Here is an 18,145-nt window from a genome sequence, read left to right on the forward strand (position 1 = left end):
TCCAGCGCGTTGGGTGTTGCCGTGTAGGTGAGGGCTCGCGATTGCTCATCGCTACCCGGATCGCGGCCATGGGAAAACCGGCACGCGTATGTCGTCGCCCCGGCAGCATAGCCCTCCGTGACGAGAATGGAATCGGTCACATCGCCAGCGGGGGCACGAACCGGGGTGTCCGGTACGTTTCCGTGCCAGCGATCTCACCGAGGGTGATCAGGCGCCGGGCAGCGCCAGCATCTGGTCCAGGGCCGCGCGGGCGTGGCCGGCGGTCTCCGGGTCCACCGTGATCTGGTTGACCACGCGGCCGGCGACCAGCTCCTCCAACGCCCACACCAGGTGCGGCAGGTCGATCCGGTTCATCGTCGAGCAGTAGCAGACCGCCCGGTCGAGGAACATGATCTGCTTGTCCGGGTGGGCCAGCGCGAGCCGGCGGACCAGGTTCAGCTCGGTGCCCACCGCCCACGCCGAGCCGGCCGGGGCCGCCTCGATGGCCTTGATGATGAACTCGGTGGAGCCCACCAGGTCGGCGGCGGTGACCACCTCGTGGCGGCACTCCGGGTGCACCAGCACGTTCACGCCGGGCACCCGCGCCCGCACGTCGTGCACGCTGTCGAGGGTGAACCGGCCGTGCACCGAGCAGTGCCCGCGCCACAGGATCATCTTCGCGTCGCGGACCTGCTCGGCGGTGAGCCCGCCGCCCGGCTTGTGCGGGTCGTAGAGCACGCAGTCGTCGAGCGAGAAGCCCATCTCCAGCACCGCCGTGTTGCGGCCCAGGTGCTGGTCGGGCAGGAACAGCACCTTGCGGCCCTGCTCGAACGCCCAGTCCAGCGCCCGCTCGGCGTTCGACGAGGTGCAGACCACGCCGCCGTGCCGGCCGACGAAACCCTTGATGTCGGCCGAGGAGTTCATGTACGTCACCGGGACGGTGTCCGCCGCCACACCCAGGTCGGTCAGCGTGTCCCAGGCGGTCTCGACCTGCGACAACACGGCCATGTCGGCCATCGAGCAACCGGCGGCGAGGTCCGGCAGGATCACCTTCTGCGCGTCCGAGGTCAGGATGTCCGCGCTCTCGGCCATGAAGTGCACGCCGCAGAAGACGATGTACTCCGCGTCCGGGCGGGCCGCCGCCTCCCGGGCCAGCTTGAACGAGTCGCCGGTCACGTCGGCGAACTGGATCACCTCGTCGCGCTGGTAGTGGTGGCCCAGCACGAACACCTTCGTGCCGAGCGCCGCCTTCGCGGCGGTCGCGCGGGCCACCAGGTCGGGATCGCTCGGCGCGGGGAGGTCGCCCGGACACTCCACGCCACGCTCGGTGGCGGGATCGCTGCCGCGGCCGAGGAGCAGCAGCGCAGTGGCCGTGTTGGAGGGCTCAACCCAGGTCGAAGTCACGTCCCCATGGTCCCACAGCCCGGCCGCCGCGCAGCCGCCACGGATGTGGCCTGCCACACTGCTCGGCATGCGCGTGCTGCTCTGCCCGGACAAGTTCGCCGGCACCCTGTCGGCCCCGGAGGTGGCCGCCGCGGTGGCCGAGGGCTGGCGGACCGTCGCCGGAGACGACGACCTGCTGCTCCGACCGCTCGCCGACGGCGGGCCCGGGTTCGTCGAGGTGCTCGCCGGGGTGCTGCCCGGGCGGCGGTTGCCGGTGCCCACGGTCGACCCGCTCGGCCGTCCCGCCGCCGGTGAGATCCTGCTCACCGACGACGGCGTGGCGTACCTGGAGAGCGCGCAGGCGTGCGGCCTGCACCTGCTGTCCGCCGCCGAACGGGACCCGAAGGCCACCACGTCGTACGGGCTGGGACTGCTGGTCGCCGCCGCGGTCGAGGCGGGCGCGCGGACCGTGGTGCTCGGGCTGGGCGGCTCGGCCACCAACGACGGCGGCGCCGGGATGCTCGTCCCGCTCGGCGTCACAGCGCTCGACGCGGGCGGCCGGGCGTTGCCGTACGGCGGAGCGGCGCTGGCCGGGGTCACCGCGCTCGACGGCGTACCCCGGTTGCGGGGCGCGACGCTGGTCGCCGCCACCGACGTGGACAACCCGCTGCTCGGGCTGCACGGCGCGAGCAGCATCTTCGGGCCGCAGAAGGGCGCCGACCGGGCGGACGTGCTGCTGCTGGACGCCGCGCTGGAGCGCTGGGCGGCCGTGCTGGTCGAGACGCTCCCCGGGTGCCCGCCCGACCTCGGCGCGCGGCCCGGCGGCGGCGCGGCCGGCGGCCTCGGCGCGGCGGTGCTGGCCCTCGGCGGCCGGCGCGAGTCGGGCATCGGCCTGGTCACCCGCGCGGTCGGCCTGGACGCCGCGCTGGACGCCGCCGACCTGGTGATCACCGGCGAGGGCTCCTTCGACCACCAGTCGCTGCGCGGCAAGGTGGTGGCCGGCGTGGCCGGGGCGGCCCGCGACCGCGGTGTGCCGTGCGTGGTGCTGGCGGGACGGGTGAGCACCGGGCGGCGGGAGGCCGCCGCGGCCGGCGTGACCGAGGCGCACAGCCTGGTCGAGCACTTCGGCGGCGAGGAGCGTGGGGGAGTGGCGGCGGCGATGGAGCGGCCGGCCGAGGGGCTGCACGCGCTCGGCGCCCGGCTGGCCGGCCAGTGGAGCCGCTGAGGCGTACCGCTGGTCACGCCGCCGGGTGATCACGCCGACAGCGGCGTACGATCGGAGGCGGACCACCGGGAATACTGGCGGACGTGCGGCGTTGGCCAGTACGTCCGGACCTCATACCGCGCAGGGAGACTTCCACGTGACCACGCCAGCGCAGACCGAGTCGACCGAGGCCAAGGAGGCCCCCAGCACCGTCGTCCTCACCGACGTCGCGGCGCAGAAGGTCAAGGCCCTGATCGAGCAGGAAGGCCGCGACGACCTGCGGCTCCGCGTCGCCGTGCAGCCGGGTGGCTGCTCCGGCCTGCGGTACCAGCTCTTCTTCGACGAGCGGTCGCTCGACGGTGACGTCGTCACCGACTTCGGTGGTGTCGAGGTCGTCGTCGACCGGATGAGCGCCCCGTACCTGACCGGCGCCACGATCGACTTCGCCGACCGGATCGACGCCCAGGGCTTCACCATCGACAACCCGAACGCCGGCAGCTCCTGCGCCTGCGGCGACTCGTTCAGCTGAGTCGACGGGCCGAAACGCCTGCCGAACGGCGGAACCATCCCTTCCGGGATGGTTCCGCCGTTTTCGTTACTACGCGAACGTGCGGTGAACGGCCGGTTCACGACCGACATCGACCGGAGCGCCGGGACGCCCGGTAGTCTGACCGCGCCGTGCTCCCGACCACGAGGGTTGACATGAAGATCGCCGTGACCGGCTCGATCGCGACCGACCACCTGATGAGCTTCCCCGGCCGCTTCGCCGACCAGCTCCTCGCGGACCAGCTCGACAAGGTCTCGCTCTCCTTCCTCGTCGACGAGCTGGTGCTCCGGCGCGGCGGCACCGCGGCCAACATCGCGTTCGGCATGGCCCAGCTCGGGCTGCGTCCGGTGCTGCTCGGCGCCGTCGGGGCGGACTTCGCCGACTACCGGTCCTGGCTGGAGCGGCACGGCGTCGACTGCGACTCGGTGCACGTCAGCGACGTGGCGCACACCGCCCGCTTCGTCTGCACCACCGACACCGACATGTGCCAGATCGCGTCCTTCTACGCCGGCGCGATGAGCGAGGCCCGCAACATCGAGCTGGCCCCGGTGGCGCAGCGCCTCGGCGGCCTCGACCTGGTGCTGGTCAGCGCCAACGACCCGGCCGCGATGATCCGGCACTCCGCCGAGTGCCGGGACCGCGGCTACGCCTTCGTCGCCGACCCGTCCCAGCAGCTCGCCCGCATGGACGGCGCGGACGTGCTCGGCCTGGTCGAGGGCGCCGAGTACCTGATGACCAACGAGTACGAGAAGTCGCTGCTGCAGAGCAAGGCCGGCCTGACCGACGAGCAACTGCTGGACCGGGTCAAGGTGCGGGTCACCACGCTGGGCAAGCACGGGGTGGAGATCGCCGGCCGGGAGATCGGCGCCATCCGGGTGCCGATCGCGCGGGAGATCCAGGCGGTCGACCCGACCGGCGTCGGCGACGGCTTCCGGGCCGGCTTCTTCGCCGCGCTCGACTGGGGCGTCGGGCTGGAGCGCGCCGCCCAGGTCGGCTGCCTGCTGGCCACCCTGGTGCTGGAGAACTTCGGCGGCCAGGAGTACGAGGTCCGGCGGGACCTGTTCGTGAAGCGGCTCGCCGAGTCGTACGGGGACGCGGCCGCCGAGGACGTCCGGCCGCACCTGCTGTGAGCGTCCCGACCGGCCCGACCGGCGCGGCGGTCCGCCCCGGCTCGGGCGGGGGGCCGGTGCTTGTCGCCTTCGCCGGGCTGCCCGGCGTGGGCAAGAGCACGCTCGCCGTGCGGGTCGGCGCCGCGCTGCGCGCCCCGGTCCTGCCGGTCGACCCGGTCGAGCGGGCCCTGGGCCGCTACGGACTGGTCGGTGACGTGCCCGGGATGGCCGCGTACGGTGCGGTCGCCGGGCTCGCCGAGGTGCAGCTCGGCCTCGGGCTGAGCGTGGTGATCGACGCGGTGAACCCGGTCGCGTCCGCCCGCGGCCTCTGGCACGACCTGGCCGAACGGGCCGGCGTCCCGCTGCGGGTGATCGAGGTGCACTGCGGTGACGAGGCGGAGCACCGGCGTCGGGTCGAGGCCCGCCCGGCCGCCGGGCAGGCCCCCGCGACCTGGGAGCAGACGCTGGTACGCCGCGCCGAGTACGAGCCGCTGATCGGCCCCCGCCTGGTGGTCGACACCGCCGTGGCGGCCGACCCCCTCCCCGGCATCCTCGCCTACCTCACCTGACCTTCCTCTCCACCCCTCACCCCCCACCCATCCGCCGGGGTGGGGGGTCAGGGGGTGCGGCGGATGTCGTAGGCGGGGCCGGCGTCGGGGTGGGCGGCGAGGAACTCGTGGCCGCGCATCCGGCAGAAGGCCGGGATGTCCACGGCCGCCGCCGGGTCGTCGGCCAGCACCCGGACCACCGCCCCGGCCGGCAGGTCGGGCAGCCGGCGGGCCAGGTTTATCACCGGCAGCGGGCAGCGCTGGCCCCGACAGTCCAGCACCTCGTCCGGCTCGCTTCCGGAGTTCACAGGCCGGTCACCCCCGCCTCGGCGCGCAGGTCGGCGACGATGCCGGGCAGTTCGGCCAGGAACCGCTCCACGTCCGCCTCGGTGGTCTCTCGGTGCAGCGACACCCGCACGTTGCCGTGCGACAGCACCCCCATCGCCTCCAGCACGTGCGACGGGCGCAGCGTCGACGCGGTGCAGGACGAGCCGGAGGAGACCGCGAAGCCGCGCCGGTCCAGCGCGTGCAGCAGCGCCTCGCCGTCCACGTACAGGCAGGAGAACGTCACCAGGTGGGGCAGTCGGTCCACCGGGTCGCCGACCACCTCCACGTCCGGCACCTCCGCCGCCACCCGGGCCCGGATCCGGTCCACCAGGGGCGCCAGCCGGGCCGCCTCGGCCGCCGCGTCGGCCGCCGCCGCGCGCAGGCTCGCCGCCGCGGCCACCACCGCCGGCAGGTTCACCACCCCCGGGGTACGCCCCGACTCCCGCTCGTCGGCCGGGTACGGCGACTCCCACCGGGTGCCCTTGCGCACCACCAGCAGCCCGACGCCGGGTGGTCCGCCCCACTTGTGCGCGCTGGCGGTCAGCACCGACCAGCCCGCCGGCAGCGGCGCCCGGCCGACCAGTTGGGCCGCGTCCACGTACAGCGGGACGCCCGCCTCGGCGCACACCTCGGCCGCCGCCGGCACCGGCTGCACGGTGCCGACCTCGTGACTGGCCCCGATCAGCGCGGCCAGCGCCACACCGGGGGCGGTCACCGCCGTCGCCCAGGCGTCCAGGTCCAACCGGCCGAGCCGGTCCACGGGTACGGAGACCGCGTCGCCCCCGCCGGCGGTGTGTCGATCCGCCGCGTGCAGCACCGCCGAGTGTTCGATCGCCGAGTGCGCCAGAGTCGTACCGGCCCGGCGTCGCCCGGCCAGTCCGCCCAGCACGGCGGCGTGCGCGGCGGCCGTACCGCTGGGGGTGAAGGAGAGTTCGTCGGCGCGGACGCCGAGCGTCTGCGCGGCGGCCTCCCGGGCGGCGTCGAGGAGTTGGCGGGCCCGGCGGGCCGGCGCGTAGAGCCGGGCCGGGTCGGCCCAGCCGTCGTCCAGGGCGGCCAGCAGCGCCTGCCGCGCGACCGGATGGAGCGGGACGGCGGAGGCGGCGTCCAGGTAGACGGGGGAGGCGCTCATGGTCCTGCACGCTATCGCCCGGGCCCGCCCACGATCTCCCCGAAGGGGGCGGACAGTGACCCCAAGACCGCCTGGCCCGCCATGGTCGAGTAATCTGCGACCGTCGGTGACGCCTTTGCCGTCGGTGTCAGGAAAACAACCGCCGCGGCGCGCTAGGGAGGCAGGACCAGGTGGTCGCAAGGAGTTCGGAGGTACGGCCGTCGGCCGTACGGCACAGCGCTTCCCCGGGGGCCGGTGGGCGTCGGCGGCGTGGTGCTGGTCGACTCGCCGGGCTCGGTCTCGGCGGAGCGGCGCTGCTGGTTGCGCTCACCGGCTGTGACGTCGGCAAGACCTTCGGCGGCTTCGGCTGGCCGCAGGGCGGCATCACGCCCGAGTCGCACCGGATGTACGACCTGTGGATCGCGTCCTGCATCGCGGCGCTGGCGGTCGGCGTGTTCGTCTGGGGCCTGATCTTCTGGTGCGTGGTCCGCTACCGCAAGCGCGGCAACGAGCTGCCGGTGCAGACCCGCTACAACCTGCCGATGGAGTTCCTCTACACCATCGCGCCGATCCTCGTGGTCTCCGTGCTCTTCTACTACACCGCGGTCGTGCAGACCGACGTGAACAAGGAGACGAAGAACCCCGACGTCACCGTCGAGGTCGTCGCGTTCAAGTGGAACTGGCAGTTCAACTACCGCGACGGCCAGGGCCGGGACGCGAACACGGTCGCCTCGACGCTGGGCACCAGCGAGGTCATCCCGGTGCTGGTGCTGCCGAGCGGCCGGTCCATCCGGTTCGAGGAGCAGAGCCGCGACGTCATCCACTCGTTCTGGGTGCCGGAGCTGCTGTTCAAGCGCGACGTCATGCCGGGCAACGTCCGTAACACCTTCGAGGTCTCCAGCATCGACCAGGAGGGCGCGTTCGTCGGCCGCTGCGCCGAGCTGTGCGGCAGCTACCACGCGTTCATGAACTTCGAGCTGCGGGTCGTCTCGCCGGAGAAGTTCGACCAGTTCCTGGCCGCCAAGAAGGCCGGCAACTCGACCCAGGACGCGCTCAAGGCGATCGGTGAGCCCGAGTACGCCACCGAGACCAAGCCGTTCGACACGCGGCGCAACACCGCGAACTTCAACCCGTCCGACGCGTCGGCCGGCGCGGGAAGCTGAGGGGTTCGGCATGAAGACCGAGTGGAAGATCTTCCTCACCATCGCCACGTTCCTTCTCGGCGCGACCGTGCTCTACGGCGCTTGGACGTACGGCGACAGCGGCGGTCACGTCGAGTGGGTCGGCACCGTGGCGCTGTTGCTCTCCTTCCTGCTCTGCGCGATGTGCGGTGGCTTCTTCTGGTTCGTCTCCCGGCGGATCGACCTGCGTCCGGAGGACCGGGCCGACGGCGAGATCGCCGACGGCGCCGGTGAGATCGGCTTCTTCAGCCCGGGCAGCTACTGGCCGTTCGGTCTGGCGCTGGCCGCCGCGATCGCCGGCCTGGGGCTCGTGTTCTGGCAGTTCTGGCTGCTGGGCCTGGGCCTGGTGGCGGTGGTCTTCGCCGCCTGCGGGCTGCTCTTCGAGTACTACTCGGGCACCCGCCGCACCGCCGAGCACTGACCCGCACCAGCTCCGCCGCAGGCCCGCGCCCCCTCCGGGGCCGCGGGCCTGCCGCCGTCCCCACCCTCCGCCTCCCCTGCCTAGTCGATCATGAAGTTGGCGGCGTCGACTGTCCGAATTGTCGCCGCCAACCTCATGATCACCGCCCCCGGCCCGCCGGGGTTGGGTGGTGGGTTTCGACGCGGAGTCCTTGGTCACCGGAGTGGTGGGACCGCCGAGATGGGGTGCGGTGGGGTGCCCGGGGCTCGCCGTCTGGACCCGGCGGGTTACGGGCTCCCGGCGTTGCTGCTGATCGGTCCGGGGTGGCGGGTCGACGGGGCCGGACGTCGACCGGGCGATGCGGGGTCAGGTCAGGCGGCGTGGCGGTGGGCGGGGCGCGGCACGCGCCGGCGGGACCGCGTCGCGGGACGGAGCGTGCCGGCGGCGGTCAGCACCGCCGCGCCGCAGCCGGTGCAGGCCAGCTCCGGGCAGTCGGCGCCGTGCCCGTCGCCGCAGTGCGGCGTCTCGAACAGCACGACGCCCTCACAGATGTCGCAGTAGAGCTCGCGGTCCGACACGGGCGTCTCCTTTCGCTCCGGCGCCGGCCGGGGCGGGACGCCACCGACCGACAGAGCTATCGACCGAAAACGGAAAATTACTCCCCTGTAGTTTGGCACGGGGGTCCGACAGCCACGGCTCAGGCGGAGCGCGCGACCTCCAGCCAGCGCTCCAGCGTGCTCGCGGCGGCGCCCGAGTCGACCGCCTCGGCGGCCCGGTCCAGGTTGACCCGCAGCGCCTCGTGCAGGTCGCCGTCGAGCGGGCCCTGGGTGGCCAGCGCGACGGCAGCGTTCACCAGCACGGAGTCGCGTACCGGGCCGGTCTCGCCGGCCAGCAGCCGCCGGACCACGTCGGCGTTGTGGACGGCGTCTCCGCCCCGCAGGTCGGCGAGGGTGGCCCGGGGCACCCCGAGCTCCGCCGCGTCCAGCACCGACTCCCTGACGGTGCCCTGCTGCGCCACCCAGACCCGGGTCGGCGCGGCGGTGCTGAACTCGTCCAGCCCGTCCTCGCCGCGCAGCACGATCGCCGAGTCGCCGCGGGCCGCGAAGACGGCGGCCATCACCGGCGCCATCCGCCGGTCGAAGCAGCCCACCGCGCCCGCGCGGGGCCGGGCCGGGTTGGTCAGCGGGCCGAGGAAGTTGAACGCCGTGGGCACGCCGATCTCGCGCCGGACCGGGCCGGTGTGCCGCATGCCGGGGTGGAAACGGGCGGCGAAGCAGAAGCCGATCCCGGCCTCGGTGACGCAGCGGGCCACCTGCTCCGGAGCCAGGTCGAGCGGTACGCCGAGCTGCTCCAGCACGTCCGCGGTGCCGCAGGAGGAGGAGGCGGCCCGGTTGCCGTGCTTGACCACCCGGACACCCGTGCCGGCGACCACCAGCGCCGCCATGGTGGAGATGTTGACCGTGTGCGCGAGGTCGCCGCCGGTGCCCACCACGTCGAGCGCGGTGGCGCGTACCTCCTCGGGCAGCTCGACCGGCACGGCGCGGGTCAGCATCGTCTCGACCAGGCCGCCCAGCTCGGCCGGGGTCTCACCCTTGGTGCGCAGCGCCACGGCGAAGCCGGCGATCTGCGCCGGCGTGGCCGAGCCGGCCATGATCTCGCCCATCGCCCAGGCGGTGTCGGCGGCGGAGAGCTCCTCGCCGCGCAGCAGCGCGTTGAGCAGAAGCGGCCAGGTCCGTTCGCCCATGGCGGGCCTCCCGAGCGGCGTGAAGTGAAGCGGTTGGGGGCGCGCCACGGCCGCGTCGCCGTGGCGCCGCAGGGTGGATCAGGCCGCGGCGTGGGTGCGGCGCAGCAGCTCCGCCACGGTGCTGCCGGCGATCACCGGGTCCAGCGGGTGGGTCAGCGTGGCGTCGACCTCGGCGTACGCGGCGAGCCAGCGGTCCGCGGCGCGGGCCAGCACCACGCAGGTCGGCGGCGCGTCGTCCCGGTCGTCCTTGATCTGCCGGGCGATGCCGATGCCGCCGCCCGGGCTCGCCTCGCCGTCGAGCAGGAGCAGGTCGATCTCGTAGTCGTCGACCAGCCGGACGCAGCCGGCGTAGTCGGACGCCTCGACGAACTCGATCTCGATGCCGGGCGCCGGCCGGGTGCCGACGGCGAGCCGCATCCGGTCCCGGACCTTCGGGTCGTCGCTGTAGAGCAGGACGGTGCAAAGACGATCGCTCATCGTGACGTGGCTCCCACCTCGTAGCTGCCCGCTGATCGTAGCGGTCGTCACATTCCGCCGGTGGGCCCGGTCCCGGCCCCGGCGTTCGCCTCGGCCGCGCGCTGGCGGGCCTCCTGGCGGTCCAGCTCGCGGTCCAGCCGGCGGGCCTCACGCTCCGACTGTTTGATCCACTGCACGACCAGCACGGCCAGCATGGTGACGCTGACGAACTCCCCGCCGGCCCAGAGGACGCCGCCGGCGACCACCTGGTCGTTGCGCGGGTCGGACCAGGCCAGGTTCAGCGACGGGTACCAGTCGCCGCCGAGCAGCGTGGTGCTCTGCATGATGGTGAGCCCGAGCACGGTGTGGAACGGCACCGAGAGCAGCATGAGCAGCGCGCGGGCCGGGTACGGCCAGCGCCCGGGCAGCGGGTCCAGGCCGAGCAGCGGCCAGAAGAAGACGCAGCCGGTCATGATGAAGTGCGCGTGCACCAGCTCGTGCGCCCACTCGTGGCGCAGCGTGAACCCGTAGAGGTTGGTGAAGTAGAGCACGAACGGGTTCGCCACGAAGATGGCGAACGCCACCAGCGGGAAGGTGTAGACCCGGGCCACCCGGCTGTGCACGACCGCGAGCAGCCGCTTGCGGGGCCGCACCGGCAGCGTGCGCAGCGCCAGCGTCACCGGGGCGCCCAGCGCCAGGAAGATCGGCGCGATCATCGACAGCACCATGTGCTGCACCATGTGCACCGAGAGCAGGGCGGTGTCGTACGCGCCGAGCCCGCTGACCGTGACCGCGGCGATGCCGCCGAGCCCGGGGCCGAGGAACGCGACGGTACGCAGCACCGGCCACCGGTCGCCGCGCAGCCGCAACCGGTGCACCCCGTAGAGGTAGAGCCCGGCGGCGAGCACCAGGCCCAGCGTGAGCCAGCTCTCCAGCCGGGTCTCGGTGAGCACCCGGGCCACGGTGAACGGCGGTGGGGCGGCCTCGCCTCCCGCCGCCAGGGTCGCCGGGGCGGCGGCCGAGGTGACGGCGAGGATCTGATCGACGTGCAGCACGCTTTTCAGGGTAGGTCAGGCGAAGCGGACGACCACGATCGGGCCACTGCGGGCACCGGTTTGCCACCCCGCTGATCGTCGGTCCCGGTCAAGGGCAATAATGACCGCGTGACTGCGGCCCCAGCCATTGACAAGAGCCGGATCCACTCCCTGACGCGGCCGAACATGGTCAGCGTCGGGACGATCGTGTGGCTCTCCAGCGAACTCATGTTCTTCGCGGCGCTGTTCGCGATGTACTTCTCGATCCGCGCGGCGGCGCCGGAGCAGTGGGAGAAGCACACCGAGGTTCTCAACATCCCGTACGCGACCACCTTCACGGTGATCCTCGTGCTCTCCTCGGTGACCTGCCAGCTCGGTGTCTTCGCGGCCGAGAAGGGTGACGTCCACGCCCTGCGTCGGTGGTTCACGATCACCTTCGTGATGGGTCTGATCTTCGTGCTCGGCCAGGCGAACGAGTACCGGACCCTGGTGCACGAGGGCGTCAAGATCAACGGAGACGGTTACGGGTCGATGTTCTACCTGACCACCGGCTTCCACGGTCTGCACGTGACCGGCGGGCTGATCGCCTTCATCATCTTCATGGTCCGCACCACCATGGGTCGGTTCACCCCGGCCCAGGCGACCTCGGCGATCGTGGTGTCCTACTACTGGCACTTCGTCGACGTCGTGTGGATCGCGCTGTACGCCATGATCTACTGGCTTCAGTGATCTTGGCGCGTTCCGAACCGCGCCGCTGCTCCGTCCCCTGAGACAAGGTCCAACCGGTTAAGGACACAGGTCATGACTTCTGACAACGACCGCCGACGCGGTCTGCTCGCGCGGCTGCGCGGGCGGCCCGTGGCGCGCAGCAGGGGCCGCCGCCGGCTGGGTGCCGCGGTCCGGCTGGCCGCCGCGCTGATGCTGGCCGGCGGCGCCTACACCGTCTTCGCCCCGGGCGTGCAGGCGCAGGACAACCCGCCGCTGACCGCCGCCGGTAACGAGGGCAAGGCGCTGTTCGATGTGAGCTGCGTGACCTGTCACGGTCGCAACGCCCAGGGCGTCGAGGGTCGGGGCCCGAGCCTGATCGGCGTCGGGTCGGCCTCGGTCGAGTTCCAGGTCGGCAGCGGCCGCATGCCGATGGCCCGCCAGGAGGCGCAGGCCATGCGCAAGCCTCCGCAGTTCACCGACGAGCAGGTGCGCCAGCTCGGGCAGTACATCCAGGAGCTCGGTGGCGGCCCGCAGGTGCCGTCGGGCAACCTGCGTGACGGCGCCAACATGGCCACCGGTGGCGAGCTGTTCCGGATCAACTGCTCGCAGTGCCACGCGTTCGGCGGCGGCGGTGGGGCGCTCTCCTCCGGCAAGTACGCCCCGAGCCTCAAGCCGGCCAGCGACCGGCAGATCTACGCCGCCATGCTGAGCGGCCCGCAGAACATGCCGGTGTTCGGCGACAACCAGATCACTCCGCAGGAGAAGGCGGACATCATCGCCTACATCCAGGAGACGCTGAAGAGCGACCAGGACCAGGGCGGTTTCAACCTGGGTCGGTACGGCCCGTCGACCGAGGGTCTGGCGATCTTCCTGGTCGGCATCGTCGCGTTGGTCTTCGCGAGCCTGTGGATTGCGGGCAAGTCGTGACCCAGGCGAACATCTGTATCATTGCCCTGGTGCCGGCCACCGGTGCCACGCGTAGCGAGGTGACGGCATGAGCACCCACACCGAGCACCAGGCCCCGCAGGGTCCGGAGCCGGTCGACGTGTACGACCCCCGGCTCTCCCGGTTCGAGATCGTCCAGGAGGGCGCCCGGCGGGACGACATCGAGATCGTCCACTACGAGGAGCAGGTCGTCCCGGGCAGCAAGGCGGAGCGCCGGCTGACCCGTACGGTCGCGCTGATGTTCCTGCTGACCGGCGTCGCCGCCACCGCCTTCCTGGTGATCTACATCTGGTGGCCGTGGCAGTGGGAGGCCGGTCGCGGCGGCGACAAGCTCTACACGCCGCTGCTCGGCCTGACCCTGGGCCTGGCCCTGCTCGGCGTCGGCTTCGGCATCCTGACCTGGGGCAAGAAGCTGCTGCCCAAGGAGGTCTCGATCCAGGACCGGCACGACCAGGGCGGCAACCCGGAGGATCGCAAGATCACCGGCGAGACCATGCTCTACCTGGCCGACGAGCTGGGCGTGAAGCGGCGTCCGCTGCTCGGCATCTCGCTGCTGGCCGGCCTGGCGCCGGTCGGCGCGGTCGCCGCGGCGCCGCTGATCGGTGGTCTGATCGAGCAGCCGCACAAGAACAACCAGATGTTCACCACCGGCTTCGCGCCGGCCGAGGGCGGTGAGAAGATCCGGCTGATCCGCGAGGACGGCCGGCCGATCCGCCCGGCGGACGTCAGCGTCGGCGGCCAGCTCACCGTGTTCCCGGGCATCGAGGGCGGCGTCAGCAACCGGCACGCCGACTCCCCGACCCTGCTGATCCACCTGCGCGAGGACGACGCGCAGAAGTCGCGCGCGGCCAACGAGCGCAAGGGCCGCGGCGACTACATGTGGGGCAACTACGTCGCGTTCTCCAAGATCTGCACGCACGCCGGTTGCCCGGCCAGCCTCTACGAGCAGCAGACCAACCGCCTGCTCTGCCCCTGCCACCAGTCCCAGTTCCTCATCACCGACAACGCCAAGCCGATCTTCGGCCCGGCGAACCGGCCGCTGCCGCAGCTGCCGATCGAGGTGGACGAGGAAGGCTTCTTCGTGGCGAGGTCCGACTACACCGAGACCATCGGTCCCGACTTCTGGGAGCGGCCATGAAGCGCCGAAAGTTCGATGCGGCCGCGCTGCCGGCCAAGACCGCCGGGGCGGTGGACGACCGTTTCCAGGTCGCCACGCCGCTGCGCAAGCTGCTGAACAAGGTCTTCCCCGACCACTGGTCCTTCCTGCTCGGCGAGATCGCGCTGTTCTCGTTCGTGGTGCTGTTGCTGACCGGTGTGTTCCTGACCTTCTTCTACGAGCCGGCGATGACCGAGGTGACCTACGACGGCAGCTACGCGCCGCTGCGGGGCACCCCGATGTCGGCCGCGTACGCCTCCAGCCTGGACATCTCGTTCGACGTCCGGGGCGGTCTGATCATGCGGCAGATGCACCACTGGGCGGCCCTGCTGTTCATGGCCGCGATCGTGGTGCACATGCTCCGGGTCTTCTTCACCGGCGCGTTCCGCAAGCCGCGTGAGACCAACTGGATCATCGGCTCGCTGCTGTTCTGGGTCGGCTTCCTGGCCGGCTTCACCGGCTACTCGCTGCCCGACGACGGCCTCTCCGGCACCGGCCTGCGGATCGCCTCCGGCATCATCCTGTCGATCCCGGTGGTCGGTTCCTGGGTCAGCTCGTCGATCTTCGGCGGCGAGTTCCCCGGCATGATCATCATCAGCCGCTTCTTCATCGCCCACGTGCTGCTCATCCCGGGCCTGCTGGTGGCGCTGATCAGCGTGCACCTGGGCCTGGTGTTCAAGCAGAAGCACACCCAGTGGCCCGGCCCCGGCCGGACCAACGAGAACGTGGTCGGCGAGCGGATGTTCCCGCGCTACGCGCTCAAGCAGGGCGGCTTCTTCATGGTCGTCTTCGGCGTGATCGCGCTGATGGGTGGCCTCTTCCAGATCAACCCGATCTGGTATTTCGGCCCGTACGAGGCGTGGGTGGTCTCGGCGGCCAGCCAGCCCGACTGGTACGTCATGTTCCTCGACGGCTCGACCCGACTCATGCCGGGCTGGGAGATCCACATCCCGATCGGCAACGGGTACGTCATCCCGCCGCTGTTCTGGCCGACGGTCGTGCTCCCCGGCATCCTGGTGGGCCTGTCGACGATGTACCCGTTCCTGGAGGCCCGCCGCCTCAAGGACTACAAGCACCACAACCTGCTCCAGCGGCCCCGGGACGTGCCGGCCCGGACCGCGGTGGGCGCGATGGCGGTCGCCTTCTACGTCGTGCTGACGCTCTCCGGCGGCAACGACGTGATCGCCGACAAGTTCCACATCAGTTTGAACGCGATGACGTGGGCCGGCCGGGTCGGTCTGCTGGTGATCCCGCCGCTGGCCTACTACGTCACCTACCGGATCTGCCTGGGTCTCCAGCAGCACGACCGGGAGGTGCTGGCCCACGGCGTGGAGACCGGCATCATCAAGCGGCTGCCCGACGGCCGGTTCGTCGAGGTCCACCAGCCGCTCACGTCGGCGGACGGGCACGACGGCCACGCGCCGGCGCTGGACTACGTCGGCTGGGTGGTGCCCAAGAAGATGAACCGGCTCGGTGCCCTCGGGCCCGCCATCCGGGGCTTCTTCTACCCGATCGAGAAGCCGGCCGAGGCGCCGGTCTCGCCGGGCCACCCGCCGGTCGAGCCCCGAGGAGAACGGGAGGAGATCGGCAGCGGCGAGAGCCGACGCTGACCCTTCCCGGTACGACTGACCGTGGCGCCCGCCGGATCCTCCGGCGGGCGCCACGTCCGTGTTCCGCCCCGATCGGCGGTTCGGTGCGCCCCGGACGGGTGGAATCGCAGGAATAACCCCGGTCAGCCGGGTATCCGTGCGGTCCGACGTCTCATGGGGGAGGAACGCATGTGGGGAATCAAACGCCTGGGTCTGCTGGCCGCGCTGGTGGTCGTGGGGCTGGCGCCCGCCGCCGCGGCACAGGCCGCGGCGCAGCCGTCGACGCAGGACACCCAGTATCTGCAGGCGGTGCACCAGGTCAACCTGTTCGAGATCACCGCCGGTAACCTGGCCCAGCAGAAGGGCCAGAACCAGCAGGTCAAGGACCTGGGCAAGATGTTCGTCACGGACCACACCCAGCTGGACCAGACGGTCAAGTCGACCGCGCAGCAGCTCAACGTGCAGTTGCCGGCCGACCCGACCGCCGACCAGCAGAAGGTCCTCGACAAGCTGAACGGGCTCAACGGCGCCCAGTTCGACAAGGCGTGGGTGACCGCCCAGCTTGCCGGCCATGTCCAGGCCATCCAGGCCACCCAGACGGAGATCTCACAGGGCTCCGAGCAGTCGGTGGTGCAGCTCGCCCAGGACGCGCTGCCGGTCCTGCAGGCACACTACGACGCGCTGGTGGCGCTGGCCCAGACGCTGGGCGTCCCGGTGCCGCAGACAAGCGCCAGCGGCACGGCCAGCCCGGGCGGCACCACGTCGCCGGCACCGGGCGGCACCGAGTCGTCCGCGCCGGGCGGCACCGGGACCGAGGAGCCCGCTCCGGGCACCACGGAGACCCCGGCGCCCGCGCAGAGCTGACCCGACCGCTCGACCGGCGGTGGCCGGTCCGCCCCTCGCCGGGGTGGGCCGGCCACCGGCGTCTCAGTCGGCGCTGGCCAGCCCGATCGCGAACGCCTCCTCCAGGTCGTGCTGAGAGTAGGCCCGGAACGCGATGTGCGACTCGGTGTTGAGCACACCGGGCACCTTGGAGATGCTCCCGGCGATGATCTGGGCGATCTGCTCGAACTCGCGGACCCGGACCATGGCGATCAGGTCGACGTGCCCGGCCACCGAGTAGACCTCGCTGACGCCGGGCAGGGCGGCCAGGTTCTCGGCCACCTCGGGGATGGAGTCGGTGGCGCAGTCGATCAGCACGATCGCGGTGATCACGGGACGTTTCTCCGTTCGTCGGCGACGAGCCCCATGCTAGAGCCCACGCCGGTCACCGCGCGGCCGGGACGGTCAGGTCGGCGCCGGCCCGGATCACGCCGTCGAGGCGTTCCCCGGCGGCGACCGTCGCGCCCGGCCAGATCACCGACCGGTCGACCGCGCCGTGGACCCGCGCGCCGGCGCCGACCACCGAGCGGGTGACCGGCCCGGCCACCGTCGCGGACGGGTCGACCAGCCCGGCCGGACCGGCGGCGTGCAGGTTGGCGGCCAGGTAGTCGGCCGGTGTGCCGGTGTCGTAGAACGTCCCCGGGTAGCGGACCACGGTCAGCGCCCCGGCCGCCTCCGCCGGCCGCCACACCGCCCGGACCAGCTCGTCGAACGTGGCCGGCAGGTCCCGGACCAGCCGCCAGGGCAGCAGCGACAGACCGGCGAAGCGGTGGCCGGCGAAGGTGCCGGGGGCGGCCGGGCCGTCCGCCGGCCGACCGAGCAGGCGTACGCTCCGCCCGTCCCAGCCGTCGCACAGCGCGGCCACGTCGGGGCCGGGTGGCGCCGCCGGGTCGGCCAGGTACGCGTCGGCGTTGGCGACCAGCACGCCCCGCCCGGCGATCCAGTCGCGCAGCCGGCCGACGCCGCCGGCGGTGCCCAGCGGTTCGCCCGGTTCGACGGAGAGGTGGGCCCGGTCGCCGACCCACGCGGTCACCTGGTCGCCCAGGTGGCAGGCGTTCACCGCGACCAGTTCGGGGCCGGTCAGGCCGAGGCCGGCGAGCCGGGCCAGGGCCCGGTCGAGCAGCGGCACGTTGCCGACCGGGCAGAGCGCCTTGGGCACCCGCTCGGTGAGCGGGCGCAACCGGGTGCCGGCGCCGGCCGCCAGCACCACCGCGCACACCTCGACCCCGCGTGCCGGGCCGGACGAGTCGGGGACCGGTGCGCTCACGCGCTCGGTGGCGTCGCGGGCGGGACCTCGCCGGCGCGCGGGCCGATGCCGTAGTGGGCCAGCAGGTTGGCGGTGGCGCGGCTGAGCCGGGGCAGATCGTCGAGCGGGTGCCAGGCGGCCTCCAACACCTCGGCCCCGTCCACCTTGAGCGTGGTGCTCGACGCCGGCACCGTCACCTCGAAGACCACGTCCACCCAGCCCTTGGCGTGCACCACCGCGTTCGGCACCGCGGGCCGGAGCCGGTCGGGGGAGAGCCGGACGCCGGACTCCTCGTGCAGCTCCCGGGCGGCGCCGACCACCGGGGGCTCACCGCGTTGCAGCAGGCCGGCGGGGAGGCTCCAACTGTGGCCGGGGGGTTGGCGCAGCAGCAGGATCCGTCCCGCGCCGGTGGCCTCCGCGTCCCGGACCAGCGTGACCGCACCGACGATGTACTTCGGCACGGCCAGCCGGACCAGCCGCCGCCGCAGCGGGACCGGCAACCGGTAGAAGAGGCGGTAGCCGAAGGCCCGTCCGGTGGCACGCGCGCGGGGGATCATGCGTTCAGGCTAGTGGCCGGCGGGTCGGCGGGGGCGAAGGCC

General features: G+C 72.5%; 21 protein-coding genes. 11 read left to right on the forward strand and 10 right to left on the reverse strand.

The features are described 5' to 3' along the window. Positions 1 to 207: 207 nt before the first annotated feature. Positions 208 to 1,383 carry a quinolinate synthase NadA gene (nadA, locus tag ACLQ2W_RS19755; RefSeq protein ID WP_425787689.1) on the reverse strand — a complete coding sequence of 392 codons (1,176 nt, stop codon included), beginning with the start codon at positions 1,381 to 1,383 and terminating at the stop codon, positions 208 to 210. A 43-nt stretch (positions 1,384 to 1,426) separates the two neighbouring features. Here nadA and ACLQ2W_RS19760 point away from each other — a divergent pair, with 43 nt between their 5' ends. The 4 genes from ACLQ2W_RS19760 (at position 1,427) to ACLQ2W_RS19775 (ending at position 4,791) form a co-directional block, all read left to right on the forward strand. After that, complete coding sequence (locus ACLQ2W_RS19760) at positions 1,427 to 2,587, forward strand: glycerate kinase (protein ID WP_425787690.1); 1,161 nt, start codon at positions 1,427 to 1,429, stop codon at positions 2,585 to 2,587. 136 nt (positions 2,588 to 2,723) lie between these two features. Further along, positions 2,724 to 3,095 carry an iron-sulfur cluster insertion protein ErpA gene (gene erpA, locus ACLQ2W_RS19765; protein WP_107159973.1) on the forward strand — a complete coding sequence of 124 codons (372 nt, stop codon included), beginning with the start codon at positions 2,724 to 2,726 and terminating at the stop codon, positions 3,093 to 3,095. Between the two features lie 173 nt (positions 3,096 to 3,268). Next, the gene (locus ACLQ2W_RS19770; RefSeq protein ID WP_425787691.1) at positions 3,269 to 4,243 is read left to right on the forward strand and encodes a carbohydrate kinase family protein; all 975 of its coding nucleotides are present in this window, start codon (positions 3,269 to 3,271) and stop codon (positions 4,241 to 4,243) included. After that, positions 4,240 to 4,791, forward strand: coding sequence for an AAA family ATPase (locus ACLQ2W_RS19775; protein ID WP_425787692.1), 552 nt, complete (start codon positions 4,240 to 4,242; stop codon positions 4,789 to 4,791). The genes ACLQ2W_RS19770 and ACLQ2W_RS19775 overlap by 4 nt, the downstream gene beginning before the upstream one ends. A 47-nt stretch (positions 4,792 to 4,838) precedes the next feature. On the opposite strand, the gene ACLQ2W_RS19780 is transcribed toward ACLQ2W_RS19775, so the two are convergent. Continuing rightward, a complete protein-coding gene (locus ACLQ2W_RS19780) occupies positions 4,839 to 5,078 on the reverse strand; it encodes a sulfurtransferase TusA family protein (protein WP_425787693.1) in 240 nt (79 codons plus the stop codon). After that, positions 5,075 to 6,226: a cysteine desulfurase family protein gene (locus tag ACLQ2W_RS19785; RefSeq protein ID WP_425787694.1), complete on the reverse strand. Its 1,152-nt coding sequence runs from the start codon at positions 6,224 to 6,226 to the stop codon at positions 5,075 to 5,077. The genes ACLQ2W_RS19780 and ACLQ2W_RS19785 overlap by 4 nt, the downstream gene beginning before the upstream one ends. Positions 6,227 to 6,396: 170 nt before the next feature. On the opposite strand from ACLQ2W_RS19785, the gene coxB reads away from it, so the two are divergent. Next, positions 6,397 to 7,368: an aa3-type cytochrome oxidase subunit II gene (coxB, locus tag ACLQ2W_RS19790; protein WP_405090595.1), complete on the forward strand. Its 972-nt coding sequence runs from the start codon at positions 6,397 to 6,399 to the stop codon at positions 7,366 to 7,368. 10 nt (positions 7,369 to 7,378) lie between these two features. Next, positions 7,379 to 7,807, forward strand: coding sequence for a cytochrome c oxidase subunit 4 (locus ACLQ2W_RS19795; RefSeq protein WP_281936746.1), 429 nt, complete (start codon positions 7,379 to 7,381; stop codon positions 7,805 to 7,807). Positions 7,808 to 8,157: 350 nt separating this feature from the next. Here the strand turns inward: ACLQ2W_RS19795 and ACLQ2W_RS19800 are convergent, their stop codons facing one another. From ACLQ2W_RS19800 to ACLQ2W_RS19815, 4 genes are all read right to left on the reverse strand, one after another. After that, positions 8,158 to 8,364, reverse strand: a complete 207-nt coding sequence (locus ACLQ2W_RS19800) for a hypothetical protein (RefSeq protein WP_425787695.1) — start codon at positions 8,362 to 8,364, stop codon at positions 8,158 to 8,160. 119 nt (positions 8,365 to 8,483) lie between these two features. After that, complete coding sequence (gene trpD, locus ACLQ2W_RS19805; protein ID WP_425787696.1) at positions 8,484 to 9,530, reverse strand: anthranilate phosphoribosyltransferase; 1,047 nt, start codon at positions 9,528 to 9,530, stop codon at positions 8,484 to 8,486. 78 nt (positions 9,531 to 9,608) lie between these two features. Continuing rightward, complete coding sequence (locus tag ACLQ2W_RS19810; RefSeq protein WP_107159954.1) at positions 9,609 to 10,007, reverse strand: hypothetical protein; 399 nt, start codon at positions 10,005 to 10,007, stop codon at positions 9,609 to 9,611. Between the two features lie 47 nt (positions 10,008 to 10,054). Next, positions 10,055 to 11,041, reverse strand: a complete 987-nt coding sequence (locus ACLQ2W_RS19815) for a cytochrome c oxidase assembly protein (protein WP_425787697.1) — start codon at positions 11,039 to 11,041, stop codon at positions 10,055 to 10,057. Positions 11,042 to 11,149: 108 nt separating this feature from the next. On the opposite strand from ACLQ2W_RS19815, the gene ACLQ2W_RS19820 reads away from it, so the two are divergent. From ACLQ2W_RS19820 to ACLQ2W_RS19840, 5 genes are all read left to right on the forward strand, one after another. Next, positions 11,150 to 11,749 (forward strand): cytochrome c oxidase subunit 3, encoded by a 600-nt coding sequence (locus ACLQ2W_RS19820; protein ID WP_425787698.1) that lies wholly within the window; start codon positions 11,150 to 11,152, stop codon positions 11,747 to 11,749. A 72-nt stretch (positions 11,750 to 11,821) separates the two neighbouring features. Beyond that, complete coding sequence (locus ACLQ2W_RS19825; protein ID WP_107159950.1) at positions 11,822 to 12,655, forward strand: cytochrome bc1 complex diheme cytochrome c subunit; 834 nt, start codon at positions 11,822 to 11,824, stop codon at positions 12,653 to 12,655. Between the two features lie 67 nt (positions 12,656 to 12,722). Then, the gene (locus tag ACLQ2W_RS19830) at positions 12,723 to 13,811 is read left to right on the forward strand and encodes a cytochrome bc1 complex Rieske iron-sulfur subunit (RefSeq protein WP_405090592.1); all 1,089 of its coding nucleotides are present in this window, start codon (positions 12,723 to 12,725) and stop codon (positions 13,809 to 13,811) included. Beyond that, positions 13,808 to 15,439 (forward strand): cytochrome b N-terminal domain-containing protein, encoded by a 1,632-nt coding sequence (locus ACLQ2W_RS19835; RefSeq protein WP_425787699.1) that lies wholly within the window; start codon positions 13,808 to 13,810, stop codon positions 15,437 to 15,439. Before ACLQ2W_RS19830 ends, ACLQ2W_RS19835 begins: the two co-directional genes overlap by 4 nt. Before the next feature lie 168 nt (positions 15,440 to 15,607). Continuing rightward, complete coding sequence (locus tag ACLQ2W_RS19840; RefSeq protein ID WP_425787700.1) at positions 15,608 to 16,282, forward strand: DUF4142 domain-containing protein; 675 nt, start codon at positions 15,608 to 15,610, stop codon at positions 16,280 to 16,282. Positions 16,283 to 16,345: 63 nt separating this feature from the next. Here ACLQ2W_RS19840 and ACLQ2W_RS19845 read toward each other — a convergent pair whose 3' ends face one another. The 3 genes from ACLQ2W_RS19845 to ACLQ2W_RS19855 are packed head-to-tail and all read right to left on the reverse strand — an operon-like array spanning position 16,346 to position 18,103. After that, positions 16,346 to 16,633 (reverse strand): Lrp/AsnC family transcriptional regulator, encoded by a 288-nt coding sequence (locus tag ACLQ2W_RS19845; protein ID WP_425787701.1) that lies wholly within the window; start codon positions 16,631 to 16,633, stop codon positions 16,346 to 16,348. A 52-nt stretch (positions 16,634 to 16,685) separates the two neighbouring features. Continuing rightward, positions 16,686 to 17,567 carry a sugar phosphate nucleotidyltransferase gene (locus ACLQ2W_RS19850; RefSeq protein ID WP_425787702.1) on the reverse strand — a complete coding sequence of 294 codons (882 nt, stop codon included), beginning with the start codon at positions 17,565 to 17,567 and terminating at the stop codon, positions 16,686 to 16,688. Further along, positions 17,564 to 18,103: an NUDIX hydrolase gene (locus ACLQ2W_RS19855; protein ID WP_405090589.1), complete on the reverse strand. Its 540-nt coding sequence runs from the start codon at positions 18,101 to 18,103 to the stop codon at positions 17,564 to 17,566. The genes ACLQ2W_RS19850 and ACLQ2W_RS19855 overlap by 4 nt, the downstream gene beginning before the upstream one ends. Positions 18,104 to 18,145 lie beyond the last annotated feature (42 nt).

The sequence above is a fragment of the Micromonospora sp. DT227 genome, from assembly GCF_049841835.1.
In the GTDB taxonomy this organism is placed as follows: domain Bacteria; phylum Actinomycetota; class Actinomycetes; order Mycobacteriales; family Micromonosporaceae; genus Micromonospora.